Source organism: Streptomyces sp. 2323.1 (assembly GCF_900221035.1).
Taxonomy (GTDB): domain Bacteria; phylum Actinomycetota; class Actinomycetes; order Streptomycetales; family Streptomycetaceae; genus Streptomyces; species Streptomyces sioyaensis.
This window is the reverse complement of sequence record NZ_LT907981.1, coordinates 7,224,523-7,243,582: the sequence shown is the minus strand read 5'-3', so window position 1 is coordinate 7,243,582 and position 19,060 is coordinate 7,224,523. Positions and strand designations below refer to the sequence as shown.

The 19,060-nt window shown below is 72.9% G+C and carries 18 protein-coding genes; 11 read left to right on the top strand and 7 right to left on the bottom strand.

Going from position 1 to position 19,060, the window contains the following annotated elements; genetic code table 11:
- The first annotated feature begins 182 nt into the window (after positions 1 to 182).
- Positions 183 to 1,643 (top strand): acyl-CoA synthetase, encoded by a 1,461-nt coding sequence (locus tag CPH93_RS31300; RefSeq protein ID WP_096214758.1) that lies wholly within the window; start codon positions 183 to 185, stop codon positions 1,641 to 1,643.
- Positions 1,627 to 3,066: a carboxyl transferase domain-containing protein gene (locus CPH93_RS31295; RefSeq protein WP_443031411.1), complete on the top strand. Its 1,440-nt coding sequence runs from the start codon at positions 1,627 to 1,629 to the stop codon at positions 3,064 to 3,066. Before CPH93_RS31300 ends, CPH93_RS31295 begins: the two co-directional genes overlap by 17 nt.
- A gap of 43 nt (positions 3,067 to 3,109) precedes the next feature.
- Here the strand turns inward: CPH93_RS31295 and CPH93_RS31290 are convergent, their stop codons facing one another.
- Positions 3,110 to 4,018 (bottom strand): LysR family transcriptional regulator, encoded by a 909-nt coding sequence (locus CPH93_RS31290; protein WP_096214757.1) that lies wholly within the window; start codon positions 4,016 to 4,018, stop codon positions 3,110 to 3,112.
- A 38-nt stretch (positions 4,019 to 4,056) separates the two neighbouring features.
- Between CPH93_RS31290 and CPH93_RS31285 the strand changes: the two genes are divergently transcribed.
- Positions 4,057 to 5,136 carry a DMT family transporter gene (locus CPH93_RS31285; RefSeq protein ID WP_096214756.1) on the top strand — a complete coding sequence of 360 codons (1,080 nt, stop codon included), beginning with the start codon at positions 4,057 to 4,059 and terminating at the stop codon, positions 5,134 to 5,136.
- Positions 5,137 to 5,426: 290 nt separating this feature from the next.
- On the opposite strand, the gene CPH93_RS31280 is transcribed toward CPH93_RS31285, so the two are convergent.
- Positions 5,427 to 6,758: an aminotransferase class I/II-fold pyridoxal phosphate-dependent enzyme gene (locus CPH93_RS31280; protein WP_093488421.1), complete on the bottom strand. Its 1,332-nt coding sequence runs from the start codon at positions 6,756 to 6,758 to the stop codon at positions 5,427 to 5,429.
- Between the two features lie 35 nt (positions 6,759 to 6,793).
- Between CPH93_RS31280 and CPH93_RS31275 the strand changes: the two genes are divergently transcribed.
- A complete protein-coding gene (locus tag CPH93_RS31275) occupies positions 6,794 to 7,519 on the top strand; it encodes a pyridoxamine 5'-phosphate oxidase family protein (protein ID WP_096214755.1) in 726 nt (241 codons plus the stop codon).
- A gap of 9 nt (positions 7,520 to 7,528) precedes the next feature.
- A complete protein-coding gene (locus CPH93_RS31270; RefSeq protein ID WP_096214754.1) occupies positions 7,529 to 8,191 on the top strand; it encodes an FMN-binding negative transcriptional regulator in 663 nt (220 codons plus the stop codon).
- 125 nt (positions 8,192 to 8,316) lie between these two features.
- Here CPH93_RS31270 and CPH93_RS31265 read toward each other — a convergent pair whose 3' ends face one another.
- From CPH93_RS31265 to CPH93_RS31255, 3 genes are all read right to left on the bottom strand, one after another.
- On the bottom strand, positions 8,317 to 9,294 hold the full coding sequence (locus tag CPH93_RS31265; RefSeq protein WP_096214753.1) for a DMT family transporter: 978 nt from the start codon (positions 9,292 to 9,294) through the stop codon (positions 8,317 to 8,319).
- A 178-nt stretch (positions 9,295 to 9,472) separates the two neighbouring features.
- Positions 9,473 to 10,669 (bottom strand): EamA family transporter, encoded by a 1,197-nt coding sequence (locus tag CPH93_RS31260; RefSeq protein WP_231977016.1) that lies wholly within the window; start codon positions 10,667 to 10,669, stop codon positions 9,473 to 9,475.
- Between the two features lie 50 nt (positions 10,670 to 10,719).
- Positions 10,720 to 11,247 (bottom strand): Clp protease N-terminal domain-containing protein, encoded by a 528-nt coding sequence (locus CPH93_RS31255; RefSeq protein ID WP_093481918.1) that lies wholly within the window; start codon positions 11,245 to 11,247, stop codon positions 10,720 to 10,722.
- Positions 11,248 to 11,516: 269 nt separating this feature from the next.
- Between CPH93_RS31255 and CPH93_RS31250 the strand changes: the two genes are divergently transcribed.
- Complete coding sequence (locus tag CPH93_RS31250) at positions 11,517 to 11,945, top strand: type II toxin-antitoxin system Rv0910 family toxin (protein WP_093481919.1); 429 nt, start codon at positions 11,517 to 11,519, stop codon at positions 11,943 to 11,945.
- A gap of 67 nt (positions 11,946 to 12,012) precedes the next feature.
- Here the strand turns inward: CPH93_RS31250 and CPH93_RS31245 are convergent, their stop codons facing one another.
- A complete protein-coding gene (locus CPH93_RS31245; RefSeq protein ID WP_093481920.1) occupies positions 12,013 to 12,639 on the bottom strand; it encodes a PadR family transcriptional regulator in 627 nt (208 codons plus the stop codon).
- 186 nt (positions 12,640 to 12,825) lie between these two features.
- On the opposite strand from CPH93_RS31245, the gene CPH93_RS31240 reads away from it, so the two are divergent.
- The 4 genes from CPH93_RS31240 to CPH93_RS31225 all read left to right on the top strand — a co-directional run bounded on the left by CPH93_RS31240 (position 12,826) and on the right by CPH93_RS31225 (position 16,185).
- Positions 12,826 to 13,362, top strand: a complete 537-nt coding sequence (locus CPH93_RS31240) for a GNAT family N-acetyltransferase (protein ID WP_096214752.1) — start codon at positions 12,826 to 12,828, stop codon at positions 13,360 to 13,362.
- Between the two features lie 262 nt (positions 13,363 to 13,624).
- Positions 13,625 to 14,161 (top strand): hypothetical protein, encoded by a 537-nt coding sequence (locus CPH93_RS31235; protein WP_093481922.1) that lies wholly within the window; start codon positions 13,625 to 13,627, stop codon positions 14,159 to 14,161.
- 109 nt (positions 14,162 to 14,270) lie between these two features.
- A complete protein-coding gene (locus CPH93_RS31230) occupies positions 14,271 to 15,170 on the top strand; it encodes a bifunctional helix-turn-helix transcriptional regulator/GNAT family N-acetyltransferase (protein WP_096214751.1) in 900 nt (299 codons plus the stop codon).
- Positions 15,171 to 15,363: 193 nt separating this feature from the next.
- Complete coding sequence (locus CPH93_RS31225) at positions 15,364 to 16,185, top strand: PhzF family phenazine biosynthesis protein (protein ID WP_096214750.1); 822 nt, start codon at positions 15,364 to 15,366, stop codon at positions 16,183 to 16,185.
- A 69-nt stretch (positions 16,186 to 16,254) separates the two neighbouring features.
- Here CPH93_RS31225 and CPH93_RS31220 read toward each other — a convergent pair whose 3' ends face one another.
- Positions 16,255 to 17,064 (bottom strand): CPBP family intramembrane glutamic endopeptidase, encoded by an 810-nt coding sequence (locus CPH93_RS31220; RefSeq protein WP_231977015.1) that lies wholly within the window; start codon positions 17,062 to 17,064, stop codon positions 16,255 to 16,257.
- 195 nt (positions 17,065 to 17,259) lie between these two features.
- Between CPH93_RS31220 and CPH93_RS31215 the strand changes: the two genes are divergently transcribed.
- Entirely contained in the window at positions 17,260 to 19,038 is a 1,779-nt protein-coding gene (locus CPH93_RS31215) for a substrate-binding domain-containing protein (RefSeq protein WP_096214748.1), read from the top strand.
- The last annotated feature ends 22 nt before the right edge of the window (positions 19,039 to 19,060 follow it).

The window sequence follows — 19,060 nt, the reverse complement described above, 5'->3', positions numbered from 1 at the left end:
AATGCAGGTGCTCGCCGCGGGCGCGCGCCCGGCCGGCTGAAGTTGATCTCCGTGGGGAGATCGCGTTGTCAGTGGTCTCTGCGAGAGTGGTGTCCGTCAGCCCGTTCCGCGCCGGCAGGGGTGCGGAAGCGGGAGGGCCCGGCCGTGACGGGCCGGGCGCCGACGAGGACGAAGGAGACCCGGTGAACGTGCTCTTCCCCGCGCTGCGCGATGCTTCGCCCGCCCCCGCGCTGCGCTTCGGCGACCGCGCGCTGAGCTATCAGCAGTTGGCGTCGGTGGCGGGCGCGCTCGCCGAGCGGATCGCCGGCGAGAGCCGGATCGCCCTCTGGGCGACGCCGACGCTGGAGACCTCGGTCGGCGCGGTGGCCGCGCTGCTCGCGGGGGTGGCCGCGGTACCGGTGAATCCGAAGATCGGAGAGAGCGAGCTGGCGCACATCGTGGCGGACAGCACTCCGTCGCTCGTCCTGGCCGAGCCGGGCGCCGAGCTGCCGGGGCCGCTCGCCGCGCTCGCCCGTGTCGACATCGAGGCCGCGGAGCCTCCCGAGGGGGCCGGACCGGCTCTGCTGCCGGCCGAACCGGGCGACGAGGCGCCGGCCTTGATCGTCTACACCTCCGGCACGACCGGGCCGCCCAAGGGCGTCGTCCTCCCCCGGCGCGCCCTCGCGCACACCCTGGACGCCCTGGAGGACGCCTGGCAGTGGACCGCCGACGACGTCCTCGTCCACGCCCTGCCCCTCTTCCATGTCCACGGCCTGATCCTCGGCATCCTCGGCCCGCTGCGCCGCGGCGGCAGCATCCACCACCTGGGGCGCTTCAGCACCGAGGCGGTGGCGCGGGAGCTGTCCGCGGACGGGACGATGCTGTTCGGCGTACCGACGATGTACCACCGCCTGGCCGCGGAGGCCGGCCAGGATGCCGTCCTCGCCAAGGCGCTCTCCCGGGCCCGGCTGCTGGTCTCCGGCTCGGCCGCGCTGCCGCAGACCGATCATGAGCGGATCGCGGCCGCCTGCGGCCGGCGTGTGATCGAGCGCTACGGCATGACGGAAACCCTCATGAACACCAGCGTGCGGGCGGACGGCCCGGATGCCGTGGGCACGGTCGGGGTGCCCCTGCCGGGGGTCTACGTCCGGCTCGTCGACGATGCGGGCCAGGCCATCGAGGCGGACGACGCGGAGACGGTCGGCGAGATCCAGGTCCGAGGCCCGAACCTCTTCGTCGAGTACCTCAACCGCCCCGATGCCACCGCCGCCGCCTTCGACGGCGGATGGTTCCGTACCGGCGACATGGCGACCCGCGACACCGCCGGGAACTACCGCATCGTGGGCCGCAAGGCCACCGACCTGATCAAGAGCGGCGGCTACAAGATCGGCGCGGGTGAGATCGAGAATGCGCTCCTGACGCACCCCGGGGTCGCCGAGGCCGCCGTCACCGGTGCCCCGGACGAGGACCTCGGCGAGCGGATCGTCGCCTGGATCGTGGTGCGGACCGGCCCGGACGCGGCACCGGCGCCATCCGGCCAGGAGCTCGCGGATCATGTCGCCCGTCAGCTGGCGCCGCACAAACGGCCACGCACCGTGCACTTCCTGGACGCCCTGCCGCGCAATGACATGGGCAAGGTGCTGAAGCGTGAGCTCCGTGCGTGACGAAGGGCTCGGCGAGGCCGGGGACCGACCAGGCCCTCCCGCCGAGGCGATGCCGTGCGCACGACTGACGGCCCGTCAGGCCATTGCCGCGGTCTCGGAGACGTACACCGAGCTGACCGTGCCCGAGGGAAGCGGCGCACCGGCCGCGGCACCCTTCGCGCCGGACGGCCCGCTCGGCTGGCGCGGCTACGACGACATGCGGGCCCGCGCCCACGCCCGCACCGGCGAGCACGAGTCGGTGGTCACCGCCCTGGCCACCATGGGCGGCACGGAAACGGTGGTGCTCTCCTTCGAGTTCCGCTATCTGGGCGGCTCCCTGGGCGAGCGCACCGGCGACCGGCTGGAGGCCGCCTACCGTCTGGCGCGCGAGCGCGGCCTGCCGGTCGTCTCGCTGATCGCCACGGGCGGCAGCCGGATGCAGGAAGGGATGCGCGCGCTGACCCAACTCCAGCGGGTGGCCGCCCAGTCGGCACACACCCGCGCCGCGGGCCTGCCGCAGATCGCCGTGCTGCGCGATCCGACGACCGGCGGCGGCTGGGCCACCCTCGGTGCGGCCGCCGATGTCATCCTCGCGCTCCCCGGAGCACAGGTCGGCTTCGCGGGCTCACGGGTCCGCCCCGCGGACGCCGACCCGTACGCCTACTCCGCCGAGGGACAGCTGGCGTCCGGCCATATCGACGCCGTCGTCCCGCCCGACCGGCTGCGCGCCACGCTCCAGCACTGGCTGCAACTCCTGTGTGGATCAGGCGAGTTGGGCTGCGGCACCATGGAGCCGGCCCCGTTGCCGTACGCACTCGGCGTACCGGGGCTGCCGGAGACCGGCTGGGGTGCGGTGGCCCGCGCCCGCGAGCCGCGGCGGCCGCGCGCCGAGGCCTATCTACGGGCCTACTTCGACGACCGCGAGGAGCTCAGCGGCGACCGCTGTGGCGGCGTCGACCCCGGGATGCGGTGCGGCTTCGGCCGTCGTGACGGGCGCACGATCGCCTTCGCGGCCCAGTGCGGCACGGCCACCCGCCCGGCCGGCTTCCGTACCGCCGCCCGCCTCGTCCGGCTCGCCGACCGGCTCGGCATACCGGTCCTCACGCTCATCGACACCCCGGGGGCCGCCAATGACGCGGCGGCCGAGCGTGCCGGGGCCGGAGCGGCCATCGCCGACACCTTCGCGGCGCTGGCCACCGCCCGGGTGCCCGTCACATCCCTGCTCATCGGGGAAGGCGGTTCGGGCGGCGCGCTGGCGCTGGCCGCACCTGACCGGCTCTGGGCCACACCGGACAGCTACTTCTCCGTGATCGCCCCGGAGCTGGCCGTGGCCATCCTCAAGCGCGACCCGGCACAGCTCCATGACACCGCCGACCAACTCCGCATCCGCCCGCAGGATCTGCTCGACCTCGGCGTCCTCCGCGGTATCGCCCCACCGGCCTGAAGCTGAAGGGGGTGAGGCGGCCGGCCACCCGGCCACGCCCGCCTCAGCAGCCCTCCACGCTCCTTGCGGCCGTACGGAGCGCTGCCACCGCCGCCCGGATCGAGGGCCTGCGGTCGGCATCCTCGCGCCAGATGGCATAGACATGGCGGCGCATCGTGTGGGGTACGGGCACCACGCTCACCCCCTCCGGCACCGGCCCGCGGCCGAGCCGCGGAGCCACCGCGATCCCCAGCCCGGCCGCGATCAGGGCGAGCTGGGTGTGATGCTCCTCGGCCATGTGCGCGATCCGCGGCTCCATGCCCTTGCTGCGCAGCGTGAACATCAGCCAGTCGTGACAGAACTCCCCCTGCGGCCAGGAGATCCACTCATCGTCCGCGAATTCCTCCAGCTCCACGGACGACCGCCCGGCCAACGGATGGGTGGACGGCATCGCGACATCGGCCGGATCATCCAGCAGGGGCGCCTTGGCCAGCCCCTCGGGCAGGGACAGCGGCCGGTTGTACCAGTCCAGTACGACCGCCAGATCGATATCGCCGCGCACCACCCCGCGTACCGATTCGTCCGGCTCCATCTCCGTCAGCCGCGCGCGCAGCTGGGGGTGCTCGGCGGCGAGCGTGACCAGCGCGGCCGGGAAGAGCCCCCGCGCGGCGGTGGGAAAGGCGCCCAGCCGCAGCTCACCCACCGCCTGGCCGCGATGCGCCTCCAACTCGGCCTGTGCCAGCTCGACTTGGGACAGGATGCGGGTGGCATGGTCGGCGAGCAGCCGCCCGGCGTCGGTCAGCCGCACCCCGCGTCCGTTCTTCGCGAGCAGCTGCTGACCGGTCTCCCGCTCCAGCTTCGCGATCTGCTGCGAGACGGCCGAGGTCGTCACATGCAGTCCGTCGGCGGCCGCACTCACCGAGCCATGGCGGGCGACGGCACTCAGCGTCCGGAGGCGATCAAGGTTCAACATATAAGTAATGCTAAGCGATACCCGGCAAGAAATCTCGCTTGTGCTACGAAGTTGTAGCCCGCATCGTGTACGCCATGAGCACCACCGCCGGCGCGCCCACCGCCTCCGCCCATGCCGCGACCTCCCAGCCCCCGTCCGCCGAACCTGCTGCCGGCCAGACCGCCGCGGCGGCTGCGCCCATGGCGGCCGCGAAGCCCGCCGGCCGCGCCCGCGGCTGGCAGTTCCGCTTCGCCGTCCTCTCCCTGATCTGGGGCTTCAGCTTCCTCTTCATCAAGGTGGGCACCCAGGGCTTCGCGCCGCTGCAAGTCACCCTGGGCCGGGTGGCGTTCGGTGCGCTGGTGCTGCTGACCATGCTCGCGATCAAGCGCGAGCGACTCCCCCGCTCCGTGCGTACCTGGGGCCATCTCGCCGTCGCCGCGCTCTTCCTGAACGTGCTGCCGTTCTCCCTCTTCGCCTACTCCGAACTGACCATCCCCTCCACGCTGGCCGGGATCTGCAATGCCACCTCCCCGCTGTGGGGCATGGCGCTCTCGGTGGTCGCGCTCTCCGAGGACCGCCCCACCCGGCGCCGGGTCGCAGGTCTGGGCATCGGCTTCCTGGGCGTACTCACCGTGCTCGGCGCCTGGCAGGGCTTCGCCGGCACGGATCTGACAGGCACCGCGATGGCCCTGGGCGCCTCGCTCTGCTACCCCATCGGCTGGATCTACGTCCGCCGCACCCTGGGGGGCGGCGGACACTCCCACCTCTCCATGTCCAGCGCCCAGTTGCTACTGGCAACCGCCCAACTGGCCGTCGTGACACCCCTCTTCACGACCGGACCGGCGCGCATCTCCCTCGTCCCGCTGCTTGCCGTCTTCGCACTCGGTGCGCTGGGCACCGGCTTCGCCTTCCTCCTCCAGTACGGCCTGGTGGACGAGGTCGGCCCCACCACCGCGCAGATGGTCACCTACTTCGTCCCCCTGATCGCCACCGCGGCCGGAGTGGTGCTCCTGCACGAGCGGCTGAGCTGGAACACCCCGGTCGGCGCCCTCATCGTGCTGGCCGGCGCCGCACTCACCCAGAGCAAGCCCCGCGCGCGCCACATGTCCGGCCCACGGCCCGGCTCCACCGCCGCCTGACACCCCGCCCGGACACGCACACGCCAGATCCGCGAGCCCCCGAGCCGGTCTCGGGGGCTCCCGCACAGCCTCCCGGGTGCAGGTGCACAACTACGAGCGCTACTACCTCAAGGGGGGCAGCTGATGACGGCGACGAGGCCCAGCGGACCGCCCAGCGTCCTACCTCGCGGCTGAGGTTGAGGTTGACGTCGACGCCGCAGTGGAGGACGACGGTGGGCGGTTCCGCCGCCTCCGGCTCCGCCCCGCCAGCGGCCCCGCCTCGCCACCCACTCCGCCCCGCCACCCCCAGCTCACTCGTACCGTCGCGCCTCCCCCCGCCCCGTTGCCGCGGCCACGGCATCCGCCACGGGAGCGATGTCGTCATCGGAGAGGCCGGAGACGGTGATTCGGATGCCGGGCGGGGAGTGCAGGCGGAAGCGCGCGCCGGGGGCCACCGCCCAGCCGGAGTGCAGGAGCCGGGCCACCGCGCCGGTCTCGTCCGGGACCGGTACCCAGACGTTCATACCGCTGCGGCCCCGCGCGCGGACTCCGCGCTCCGCCAGCGCGCGTATCAGCGCGTCCCGCCGCCGGCCGTACGCTCCGGCCACCGCTGCGGGATCGATCGCCGACGTCCGCCACAGGTGGGCGACCGTGTCCTGGAGGAGATGACTGATCCAGCCCGGGCCGAGGCGTTGCCGGCCGGCCACCCGGTCGATGGTCAGGGCGTCCCCGGTGAGCACCGCCAGCCGGAGGTCCGGGCCGTACGCCTTGGCCGTCGACCGGACCAGAACCCAGTGGTCGGTGACGCCGGAGAGCGGATGGAGCGGGAGGTCGACGATGCCATGGCCATGGTCGTCCTCGATGAGGAGGACCTCGGGGTGCCCGGCCAGGAGGGCGCGGAGTTCGGCGGCGCGGGCGCGGCTGACGGCGGCGCCCGTGGGGTTCTGCGCCCGGTCGGTGAGGACGACCGCGCGGGCGCCGTCCTGGAGGGCACGGGTCAACTGCCCGGGCAGCGGGCCCTCGTCGTCCACCTCGACCGGCGCGGGGCGCAGTCCGAGCGCCGGAATGAGATCCAGCAGGCTTCCCCACCCGGGGTCCTCCAGTGCCACGGTGTCACCGGGCCGCAGGTGGGCAGCGAGCACCCGCTCGATGGCGTCCAGCGAGCCGCTGGTGACCGCGATCGGCCCGGCCGGCACGCCGTCGGCGGCGAAGGCCGCGCGGGCCAGCGCCGCCAGCTCCTCGTCCACGGCCGGCGTGCCGTAGAGCGCGGGGCGCCGCGCACTGTGCGCCGCGGCCTCGGCCAGCGCCCGTTCGAGCGGAGGCAACAGCGAGGGATCCGGGTTGCCGTCGGAGGCGTCCCGGACACCGGGCGGAGCCTCCACCCGCAGGGCCTCGCGCGGGGTGCTGGCGGGCCGGGGGCGCACCCGGCTGCCGCGCCGGCCCGCGGTTTCGATCACCCCGCGGTCGCGGAGTGTGCGGTACGCCGCCGCGACCGTATTGGGATTCACCTCTAGGTAGACCGCCAACTCCCTTAGCGGGGGCAGGACTTCGCCCGGTTGGAGCTCGCCCGCACCGACGGCTCGCTCGACACTTGCGGCAATCTCCGATGCGCGCCGCCCTTCGATCCGATACTCTCCTAGCACAAACATGATTATGCACTAGTGCAATGGAGTTGGCAATGCCCCAGGCCGCAATGCCCCAGGCCGCAACGTCCGGAGCCGCAATATCCGGAGCCGCCTCGTCCCGAGCCGCGTCGTACGAACCGACCGAGCGCACGACCCCCACCCGCGCCCGCCAACGCGCCACCTACGACCACGAGACGGTGCACGCGATCCTCGACGAGGGCTACGTCTGCCATCTGGGCTTCGTCCGCGACGGTTCCCCGGTCGTCCTGCCGACGCTCTACGGCCGGGTCGGCGACCGCCTCTATCTGCACGGTTCGACGGGGTCCCGCCCACTGCGGATGGCGGGTGCGGCACCGGACCCGGGCCTTGACGTGTGTGTCACGGTCACGCACGTCGACGGGCTGGTGCTGGCCCGGTCCGCGTTCCACCACTCGATCAACTACCGCTCTGTCGTGGTGCACGGCACCGCCCATCAGGTCACGGACCCGGAGGAGAAGACCTCCGCGCTGGACGCGCTGGTCGATCATGTGCTGCCGGGGCGCGCCGCGGACTCCCGGCCGGGGAACGCCAAGGAGCTGGCCGCCACCTCCGTGATCCGCCTCGACCTGCGCGAGGTCTCCGCCAAGATCCGCGCCGGCGGCCCGGACGACGAGCCGGAGGATCTCGCCCTGCCGTACTGGAGCGGCGTGCTCCCCGTGGCCCCGGTGTACGGCGCCCCCATACCCGCCGACGATCTCGCGCCCGGCACTCCCGAGCCGGCCTATCTGACCGCCCGCTGAGGAGCCGCCGTGCTGATCCACCCCTGGGACGCGCCCACGGAGGACGCCGAGTGGCAACAGTGGCTCGCGGCGCACGACTTCGGTCAGCTGGCCGCCAATGGACCACCCGGCGAACCGCCGCTGCTCCAGCCGCTGCACTTCGCCTACGACCCGGCCCGCCGCGAGGCCGTCACCCACCTGGCCCGCCCCAACCCCCTCTGGAGCGCGCTGGAACACCGGCCCACGGTGGTGCTGAGCGTGGTGGACGACTACACCTTCATCCCCGGCCCCTGGCAGGCGGACGAGGACCAGCCGCCCGAGCACGGCGTCCCCACCAGCTTCTACGCCGCGGTCCAGCTGATCTGCACGGCCCACATCGTGGACGATCCGGCGGCGAAGGCGGCGCTGCTGCAACGGCAGATGCGCCACTTCCAGCCGGCCGGCGGCTCGGCCCCGGTGGCCGCGGGCGAGGCGCCGTACGGGCGGCTGCTGTCCGGCATCCGTGGCCTGCGCCTCGAAGTGCGGGACGTCCGCGCCAAGTTCAAATACGGGGGCAAGCGGAGCGAGGCCGTCCAGCACCGTATTTCTGCGCGCCTCGCCGAACGCGACGGCCCCGGGGACGCGGCGGCCCGCGCCCATCAGCAGCGCCGTCTGGCAACGGCCGAGGGGCCCCTGCGGACACCCGGGTCCTGAACGGCGCCCCCTGGCCGGCGGCGCCACGGATCGGCCCGCCCCGGGGGCCCGCCCACGCTGCCAGCCCGAGCCGGAGGCCCGGCCGACGCCGCCGGCCGGGCCCCGTCCTCAGGCGGGCCCCGTCCTCAGCCCGCCGCCGGCGCCGCCGACCGGGCGGCCGCCACCGCTCCGCGGGCCTCCGTCACCGCCAGGGCGGCAACGGCCGTCAGCAGCACCCCGGTTCCGGTCGCCGTCGCCACCGTGAGCCGCTCCCCCAGGAACGCCACCGCGAGGACCGCCGCCGACACCGGCTCGATCAGGGAGAGCACAGACGCGGTCGCGGCACGTACGGCCGCCAGCCCCGCGAAGTACAGCCCGTAGGCCAGCGCCGTCGGCACCGCCGCGATATAGCCCAGCAGCAGGAGACTGCGCCCCAGGTCGTGCGCCTGCGGCCACAGCCCCTCCGCCGCCGCGAGCGGCAGCAGACACAGCGCAGCGACCGCGAAGGCCCCGACCGTCGAGGCGTAGGGATCGCCGCCGCCGGACTTGCCCAGCCGCCGGGTGGCCAGCGTCATCGCGGCGCAGCCGGCCGCCGACAGCAGGGCCCAGCCGACACCGGCGGGACGGACGGTCGCCCCGCCGTCGCCACCGAGGACCAGGATCGTGAGCCCGGCCAGCGCCCCGGCGACCGCCAGGACCCCGCCCAGCCCGAGCCGTTCCCCCATCGTCATGCGCGCCCCGATGGCGATGAGGACGGGGCCCGCCCCCATGGTGACGACGGTGCCCACAGCCAGCCCGGTGGCTTCGACGGCCGCGAAGTAAGCGGCCTGGAAGACGGCGAGGGCGACCCCGGTCACCACGACCCGGGTCAGGCGCCGGCTCAGCGGCTCGTACGGAGCGGGCACGGCGGCCGGTCCGGAGCGGCGGCGCAGCAGCGCCCGGACGGCAAGCAGGAGGAGCAGGCCGCCGAAGGTGCGCCAGAAGGTGAGGGCGACGGGGCCCAGTCCGCTGCCCCGGTAGAGGAGGGCGGCGGCGGCACCGGCGGTGCCCCAGGCGGTCGCGGCGAGTGTCACGTACAACAGCCCCCGGCCCACGGGCAGGGCGGAGGAAACAGTGGCATGCATGGAAGTGCTGCTCCGGGAAATCCAGGACGGCGCGAGGCGCCGTGGAATGGTCGCGTGATCCCGTGTGCAGGCAGCGACGATCGGCTCGGGAACCAGCCCGAGCCGGGGTTTCCTCGGAGGCCGCCGCCCGCGTTACGCGGCGGGAGGGGGCAGCACGGTCGAATGCATGATCGACACCCTACGTCGCCCGGGATCCGGCCGACAAGTCGTCCCCGGAGCGGTCCCCGGACCCCGGGGCGGTCGGGAGCGCCGGGGACACGGCACCACCCGGGGCACGCACGCCCGCACCGTCCCCGGCCCCGCCGGCTCCAGCCCCGACGGCCCCACCGGCTCCGGCCACCCGCACCGTCTCCGTCGTCTGCGGCTTGGCCGACTGCGCGATGAAGGCGCCGGTCAGCACCACCAGCCCGCCCACGAGCTGCGGGGCGGAGAGATGCTCGCCGAGCAGGAACCAGGCCAGGACGGTCGCGATGACCGCCTCCAGACAGGCGACCACCCCGGCCACCTGGGGCGAGAGCCGACGGATCGACACCACCCCGGTGAGGTAGGCGGCCACCGTCGCAACCAGCACGATCCAGGCGAGCAGCAAGACAGCGGGCACCCGGGTGCCGTTCATGTCCGCACCGCCGCCGAGCAGTTGCCAGTGCATGCCCCAGGGCCGGGCGATCGGGGTGAGGACGACGGCGCCGAGCAGCAGCCCGTAGGCGATCACACCGAGCGGGTCCGCCGCGTCGTCGCCGTCGGTGCCGTGGTCGGAGAGGACGAAGTAGCCGACCTGGCAGCAGGCCGCGCCGAGCGCCAGGGCCAGTCCGACGGCATCGAAGCTCAGCCCCGACCAGACCTCGACCACACACGCCAGTCCGCCGACGGCCAGCACCACCCCGACCGCCGCGGCACGGGTCACCGGCCGCTTCTGCACGAACCTGACCCAGCCCAGCACCAGCGCAGGTGCCAGATATTCGATGAGCAGGGCGACGCCGACGGGGATGCGGGAGAGCGCGGCGAAGTAGCAGGCCTGGACACCGGCGACGGCAAGCAGCCCGAACCCCACGAGCAGGGCGGGCCGGCGACGCGGCAGTGCGCGGTGGCGCCAGGCGATCGGCAGCATGACCAGCGCGGCGCCGGCCACCCGCAGCCAGGTGACCTGCAACGGTTCCAGGCCGGCGGATATCAGGGGTTTGGCGGCGACGCCCGATCCTCCGAAGGCCAGGGCGGACAGCAGGGCGATACCGAGACCGGCACCGCGCCCGCCGGTCGCGCCGCTACGGCTGCTCGCCCCGGGGGTGGACGACGGCTGGCCGGCCCCCTGGGCCGCTGGAGTGGACTGGCCCGATCCGGCCGATGGACCTGCCGGGCTCCCCGAAGACACGTGCATCGGGTCATCATGACCAGCCCGCGTCAGCAGCGCCACCCCCGATGCCCCTGTCATTCCTGGCCGGGGGTCTCTCCGTCCAGACGGGCGGCCAGCCGGCCGGTGTCGACACCGGCGCGGCGCAGCACCTCGACGGCCCGGGATTCGGGGTCGTCCACCAGGGCGGCGAGCAGATCCAGACAGCCCGCGCGGGTGGCATAGCGCGCATGCGCCCGGTCCAGGGCTCCGTCCATGGCGGCGGCCGCGGCCGGTGACCAGCCGGGGACACCGCCCTCGACGAGGGGGACCGCGCCGGAGTCCTCGACGGCACCGAGCCACCGGAGTCCGTAGCCGATGCTGCGCTGGACGAGATAGCCGAGCAGCCGGGCGACCTGCGGGCCGCCGTCGAAGGCCGCGCGCACGGCGGGGTCCGATTCCAGGAGGCCGTGCAGCAGATGTGCGGTGTCGACCTGCCGGTCGCCGTCGCGGGAGGCCCTCCTGCGGGCAGCGGAGACGACCGACGCGAGCTCTACGGTGAGCCGATCGCCGAGGTCCTCCGGAGCGGAGCCGTCACCGGCGCTGTACGCAGTACGGTTTTGCACAGCATCCACCCCACCAGCCCCGAAACGCCGGAGCATCCCCGGTGGGAAGCATTTGCACCTCCCACGCTGGTTGGGCAGGCCGGTACCCGGCTCATCCTCACGGAGGAGACGAGAAGGAAAGGTGAAGGTCGGACACGAAGGACGGGGCACCCCGGGGCTCGGCCAACTGACGACCCATCAGAAAGGGCCCACGCCAGTATTGAACCTTCACCCCCGCGCGGCTACGTTCCGCGGCAGCAGCCAGGGACCGTCACCGAAGGGGTGATCGTATGGCCGAAGTCACCGCACAGGCCCGCATCGAAGCGCCGGCCGACACGGTCTGGAACCGGCTCACCGACTTCGATGCGTACGGCGAGTGGAACGCCACGCACACCGCCTTCCCCCAGGGCGGCCCGTCCTCGCTCGAAGTGGGCGCGGGCTACGAGGAGCACATGAAGCTGATGGGCTTCCCCGCGGAGGTCACCTGGACCGTGCGGGAGCTGGAGCCGGGACGGCTGCTCGGCATCGAGGGCAAGGGCCCGATGGGCGTCACCCTCACGATGCGCTACGCACTCACCCCGGACGGCCCGGCGACGGCGGTGCGAATCGACGGGACGTTCACCGGCGCCGCGGTCTCCCTGATGGCCGGCAAACTCAAGGACTCGGCGGGCGCCGCGCTGCACGAGTCACTGCGCGGGCTCGCCGCCCTGGTGGCCTGAACCTTCGGGGGGCCACGCTTTCCTTCTGCCCCCCGAAGGCCGTCCACCAGGCCTGTTCACCCCGCACTCAGTCCTCTTCGGCGAGGATCAGATACAGCTCCTTGCGCGCCTTGTTGACCACCGCCATGGCCTTCTCCCGCTGTTCGGGACTGCCGGTGGCCCACACTTGCCGGAACGCCTCGACCAGGCCGCCGCCCGCCTTGCGGATCTCGTTCATCGCCTCCCAGTCGACGCCGCGGCCGGCGTCCTCCCAGGGGGCGTCCGAACCGCTGTCGGCCTCGGTGCGCCCGGCGTCGGTCAGCGAGAACAGCTTCTTGCCGCCCTCACTGGCACTGGCGATCAGCCCCTCGTCCTCCAGGAGCTGCAGCGTCGGATAGACCGAGCCGGGACTGGGCTTCCACGCCCCGCCGCTGCGCTCGGCGATCTCCTGGATCATTTCGTAGCCGTGCATCGGACGGTCCTTGAGCAGCGCCAGGATCGAGGCGCGCACATCGCCGCGTCGCGCCCGGCCACGCGGTCCGCCGCGCCCCCGGCCGCCACCGAAGGGCGGGCCCCCGAAAGGCGGCCCGAACGGGCCGAAGGCGGAGCGCCGCCGCTCCCAGCCACCCGGGAAGTCCCCGCGGCCGCCGTGCCGGCCAGGTCCGCAGTGTTCATGCCGGTGCTCATGTCCGTGTTCATGTCCTTGGGAACGCATGATGACGTCCTCCGTTTCTTTCTTTGATCGGTCGCGATGCCTCAACGATATATCGGGACTGTTCGCCGAAGCAAGCCCTGAGCGATACCTGAGTGACCTGTGCCGGTGGATGTACGGGCCCGGGCCGGTGGCTTGATCGGTCCGCGATTCTTGATCGCTGCCGAGCCTGCCGATTGACTGGCCGGCATGACTGAGCTCGGACCCGTCGCCTGGCCACCTGCCCCGATCAGGACCGAGAGGCTCGTGCTCCGTGAGCCCGAGGCCCGGGACCGTGCGGCGGTCATCGAGCTGCTGGCCTCGCCAGAGGTGGGCACCTACCTCGGCGGCCCTCGACCGCGTGACGAGCTCGAACGCGCGACGCCCGAAGCACCCAGCCGGCGCCCCGGCCTTTTCATAGTCGCTCTCGACGGAGCGATGATCGGCCAGATCACACTCACCAGAGAAACGGGGCACCTTCGTCAGGCTGCCGGGAAGGCCGAGCTCGGCTACCTGTTCCTGCCGCAGGCATGGGGACGCGGATACGCCGCCGAGGCGTGCGCAGCGGCACTCGACTGGTTCGCCGACGCGCTTCCCGGCGAACCAGTGGTGCTCGCCACCCAGACCGCCAACGTCCGCTCGATGCGCCTCGCGGCGAAGCTGGGGTTCATCGAGGTAGAGCGGTATGAGGCCTACGGCGCCGAGCAGTGGTTCGGCACGTGGTCCTCGGTCACGCCGTCCGATTGACCTCGTGCTCGACAGCGCGGATCCGCATCTTCCGCCGGCGGTATGCCTTCTGGCGGCAGCGCTGGAAGCATGTCCGGCGGGTGACCTGTGACTTCCTTCGGGCAAAGGACCCGAACGGACCGGCAGGGCGGTGCCTCAAGGTTGCGTGGCGCAGCCGCCAAAAGCCCGCCCTCCATCGGGATTCGCCAGACCCCCGCCCCATCGGCGGTCTACCGTACGAACATGCCGCGTCACCCGCTGCAGTCATACGAGGAGGAGTCCCGTGCCATCGCCCTGTGACCCCAAGTACGCTCCCGTCGGCGATGTGGGCGCAGCGCTCATGATGATCGACTCTCGGCTCAAGGCCGTCTACGACAACAGGACCGAGACCGACCCCGAACAGCAGCAAATGGTCGACCAGTTCGCCGCGTCCCTGGGCCCTACGGGAATCGATGCACTGCTGGACGGCGCGTGCACGCTCATTTTCATGCTCATGAGGTGGCTCCGGCTGGCCTGCGAGGATCACGACAAGGACGTCATCGAGTACTCGGTGCCGCCCCTCGTGGCCACGATGCGCATGATGCCCAAGACCTTCCGCCCCGAGGTCATCCCCACCATGACCGGCCTGCTCGTCGCCGCGGCCACCGACCTGAGCCCCAACTTGTGGCGCGCCCAGTACGGACGCTGGACCGAGGCCGAGATGAATCCCCTGGAAGCCACGGCCGTCCTGCTCGCGGAGCACGTCAACCGGATCGCCGACGACCACGACTTCGCCACCCGCTTGATCACAGAGGCGCTGTCCAGCTCGGACGAAGACTGACGTGCAGCATGGGGGCGGGCCGCGATACCAGTGGGCGTGCCGTTTCCTCGCGCCTCATCCGACGTTTCCGCCCCTGGCCCTGCATCCATTCCCTGACTAGAGTCAGAGAATGGATGCAGGGCAGATCAACCAGGTGCGGCGGTTCAACCGCACCGTCACCGAACGCGTGGGCGTGCTCCACGACCACTACCTGGGGCTCGACCGGCCGATCGGTGAGGCGCGGCTCCTCTGGGAAATCGGCGAGCAGGGTCAGGACGTGCGGCGGCTGCGCGAGCGCCTCGGGCTCGACTCGGGGTACGTCAGCCGGATGCTGCGCTCCTTGGAGGCCGACGGCCTGGTGACGGTGGAACCGCAACCGCGGGACAAGCGGGTGCGTACCGTCCGGCTCACCGACGCGGGCCGCACGGAGCGCGCCGTGCTCGATGGCCGCAGTGACGAGCTGGCCGGCTCGCTGCTGGAGCCGCTGAACACCGCCCAGCGCGCCCGGCTGGTCGCCGCCATGGCCGAGGTCGACCGGCTGCTGACCGCCGCGACGGTCACGCTGGACGCCCTCGACCCGGACCACCCCGACGCCCAGCGCTGCCTGCGGTGCTACTTCAGCGAACTTCAGGAGCGCTTCGAGACCGGCTTCGACCCCGCGCAGAGCCTGCTGCCCGACGCGGGTGAACTCCGCTCGCCGCACGGCTCGTTCCTGGTCGCCCGGTTGCACGGCGAACCCGTCGGCTGCGCCGGTCTCAAGCTGCCGCCCGGCGCCCCGGCCGAGATCAAACGCATGTGGGTCGCACCCCACGTCCGGGGCCTCGGCGTCGCCCGCCGGATCCTGGCCGAGCTGGAAGCATGGGCCGCCCAGCACGGCCACGACGTCGTGCGTCTGGACACCAACCGGGCGCTCACGGACGCGATCGCCCTCTACCACTCCTGCGGCTTCAGCGAGGTCGCCGCCTTCAACGACGAGCCGTACGCCCACCACTGGTTCGAGAAGCGGATCGCAAGACCGTCGCAGGAGTGAGGGACCCGGCGCCCGGTGCCCGTCCGGCTCATGCCTCCAAGGTCCGATGAGGCCGGTCAGCCTTCGGCGAGACGGGACGGTGGGCGTGCGGCAAACCGGCGGGTGCCAGAGACGGCCCCCGCCCCCCTCCCCCGTCCAATTCCCTCGAATTGGCCTTGGTCTGCGGCTTCGCGGCACCTCTACGCTCGCCGCCATGAGGATTCGTATCGTCGACGCCTTCAGCGCGCGTCCGTTCACCGGCAACCCCGCGGGAGTCGTGCTCCTCGACTCCGGCGCCTTTCCCGATACGGCCTGGCTCCAGCAGGTCGCCACCGAGGTCAATCTCTCCGAGACCGCCTTTGCCCACCCGCTGCCCGAGGGCGGCGACGCCGACTGGGCGCTGCGCTGGCTCACCCCCACCGCGGAGGTGAACATGTGCGGGCACGCCACGCTGGCCACCGCGCACGTCCTGCACACCACCGGCACGGCCACCGGTACGGTCCGCTTCCGCACCCGCAGCGGGGTGCTGACCACCACTGCCGACGCCGGCGGGGCGATCACCATGGACTTCCCGACCGCCCCGCTCACCCCCGTCGAGGTGCCGCCGGTCGTCGCGGCGGCGCTGGGCTGCGAGATCCGCTCCGCGCACGACACCGGTCCCGATGTCGGGGACCTCCTGGTCGAACTCCCCGACGAGAAGGCCGTCCGCGCACTGTCGCCCGACCTCAAGGCGCTGGCCGGGCACGGCGGCCGCGGCGTGATCGCCACCGCGCGCGCCGACGACCCGGCCGGCGGCCATGACTTCGTCTCGCGCTGTTTCTTCCCCGCGGTGGGCATAGACGAGGACCCGGTCACCGGCAGCGCGCACACCGCGCTCGCACCGTTCTGGTCGGCGCGCCTGGGCCGTGCCGCACTGGTCGGCCTGCAGGGCGCCGCCCGCACCGGATACGTACGGACCGAGCTGCGCGGTGACCGTACGCTGCTGACCGGTTCGGCGGTCACGGTCATCGACGGGGAGCTGCTGGTCAGCGGCTGATCCGACGCCCGTACCGGCGGTTTCAGGGCGGCGCGGCAGGCACGGGCGGTGTCCCGCGCCGCGCCCGTCTCACCTCGTCGGCAGCCACCCCACGTGGCCCGCGAGCACCGCGTAGCCCACGAACGCCACGATGTCGATCAGGGCGTGTGCGGCGACCAGCGGCCCGACCCGCCCCCACCGCCGGTAGAGCAGGACGAAGAGCACGCCCATCACCATGTTGCCGAAGAAGCCGCCGATGCCCTGGTAGAGGTGGTACGAACCGCGCAGCAGCGAGCTGGCCGCGAGCGCCGCCATCGGCGACCAGCCCAACTGGCCCAGTCTGCGCAGCAGATATCCGACGACCACGACCTCCTCCAGGACGGCGTTCTGCACCGCGGAGGCGATCAGCACCGGAATCTTCCACCACACGTCGGGCAAGGCCTCGGGCACCACCGTCAGATTGGCTCCGGCCGCCCGCGCGCCCAGGTACAGCAGCAGACCGCTGCCGCCGATGACGGCCGCGATCCCGACCCCGCGGCTCAGGTCGAAGCCGGGCCGCCGGCGGTCGAAGCCGACCGCCCGCAGCCCGCCGGCCCGCTCCCGCAGCAAGAGATGCGCCACCAGCGCCACGGGCACCAGCGCCGTCGCGATCCCGAACAGCTGCCAGGCCAGATCCAGCCACGGCCGGCCGTGCGCATGGGAGGGGTTGAGCGTCGCCGCCTGGTGCTTGAGGCCGCCCGGCTTGGTCACCGAGCCGACGAAGCTGATCAGCGCCGACAGCGCACTGGCACCCAGCGAAAGCGCCAGCACGATCAGCGTTTCGCTCCGCAGGATGCTCCGGGACGGCGCCCCCTCCGTCCCCGTACCGGAGCCTTGGCCCGGAACGTCCGCATCGGCCACGGGACTTGTATCCGACTGCACGCTTCCTCCACTTCCGCATTACCGCCTCTTCGTCTCCACCGCCCCGCTAGGGTCTCGACAGCAGGTACGAAGATCGCGCGCGACAGGCCGGGGAAGCGCGCCATCCGCATGGCGCGCTCCGCCCTCTCCCCATCGACTGCCGATCGAGCCCCGAGTAGGAGAGGCGCTACCGCAATGGGACGACACAGCTTGCCCGACGGCTCCGCACCGGCGATCACGGGGTCCCGTCACCCGGCCCGCCGGCGCACTCTCGTCCTCGCCACCGGACTTGCGCTCGCCGTTGTGGCGGGCTCGGTCGTGGCGCTGCGCAGCGGCCTGCTCCCGTTCGGGGGGCCGTGCGACGGCAACTCGACGCGGCTCGATGTGGCCGCCGCGCCCGATATCGCCCCGGCGCTCGAAGCGGTCGCCCGGACGGCCCGCGACGGTGCGATACGTACCGACGGCAAATGTCTGGACGTCCAGATCACCGCGCGCGCTGCCCATGACCTCGCCGACGCCTTCGGACAGCGGCCGGCCGACCCCGAATTCCAGGTCTGGATACCGGATTCCAGCCTGTGGGCGGAGCGCGTCGGCGCCGAGCGCGGCACCCCCCTGACCACCGCCGGCACCATCGCCTCGTCCCCGATCGTGCTGGGCGCGGTCCCCACGGCCGCCACGTCGCTGGGCTGGCCGGCCAGGACCTACCGCTGGGCGGAGCTGACCCGGGCCGCGACCTCGTCCGGCGCGCTGCGGCTGGGCATGGCCGACCCGGCCCGCAGCGCCACGGGGCTGCTCGCGCTGGCCCGTACCAGCGCCGCCGGCGGCAAGGAGGGCGACGATGCCGACACCCGCACCGCCGCGGCGGCAAAGCTCCTCCACCAGCGGGTCGCGGACGGCGACAGCGGCGTGATGGCCACCCTGCCGAAGGACGACTCCGGTGCGGCCCGGGACAATCCGAGCCGCAACCGGGCGCTGCTGCTGTCCGAGCAGGCGGCGTACGCCCACAACACCGGGTCGGGCAGCGGGCCCTCCCTCGACCTGTTCTATCCGCGGGACGGCGCGGCCCGCCTCGACTACCCGTACGTCCTGGTCGACGACGAGGACATGAGACCCGAGCAGACCCGCGCCGCCAACCGCTTCATGACGCTGCTGGGCGAGGCCGCCGGACAGCGCATCCTGCGCGCCCACGGCTTCCGGGACGGCAACGGCGGGGCGAACGCCAGGGTGATCCGCACCGCCGGCGGGCGCGCGCCCCAGCCCTCCGCCGCCGGCCCCGCCGATCCGCCGACGGTCCGGGAACTCCAGGCGCTCATGGGCATGTGGACGATCACCGTGCAGAGCACCCGGCTCACCACGGTCGTGGACGCCTCGGCGTCGATGGGCGCCCCGGTCCCGGCCCAGGGCGGCCGGACCCGGATGCAACTCGCCAGGAATTCCCTGCTCCAGGCGCTGGCCACCTGCACCCCCGACGACGAGTTCGGGCTGTGGACATTCGCCACCTTCCTGGACGGCCCCAGGGACTATGCCGAGGTGGCGCCCACCGGCCGCCTCGGCGACCGGGACACGAACGGCGCCACCCACCGGGACGCGCTCACCGCCGCGATCGACTCACTGACCCCGGAGGCCCGCAGCGGCGCCGGCCTCTACGACACCACGCTCGCCGCGTACGAGAAGGCCCGCACGACGTATGCGAGCGGGAAGTTCAACGCGCTGGTCCTCGTCACCGACAGCGCCAACGAGGACGCCGGCAGCATCGGCCTCGACGGCCTGGTCGCCCGGCTGACGGAACTGGCCGACCCCAAGCGGCCGGTGCCGCTCATCGCCCTCGCGCTCGGCCCGGACGCCGACACCTCCGCACTGCAGCGCATCGTGGCACCGACCGGCGGCTCGGCACACCGGGTCGACGACCCGTCGCAGCTCCACCGGGTGCTCCTCAAGGCCATCATCACGGCGGGCGCCAAGGGCCCCCGCTGAGCACCCCGCACTCCCTCCCGCT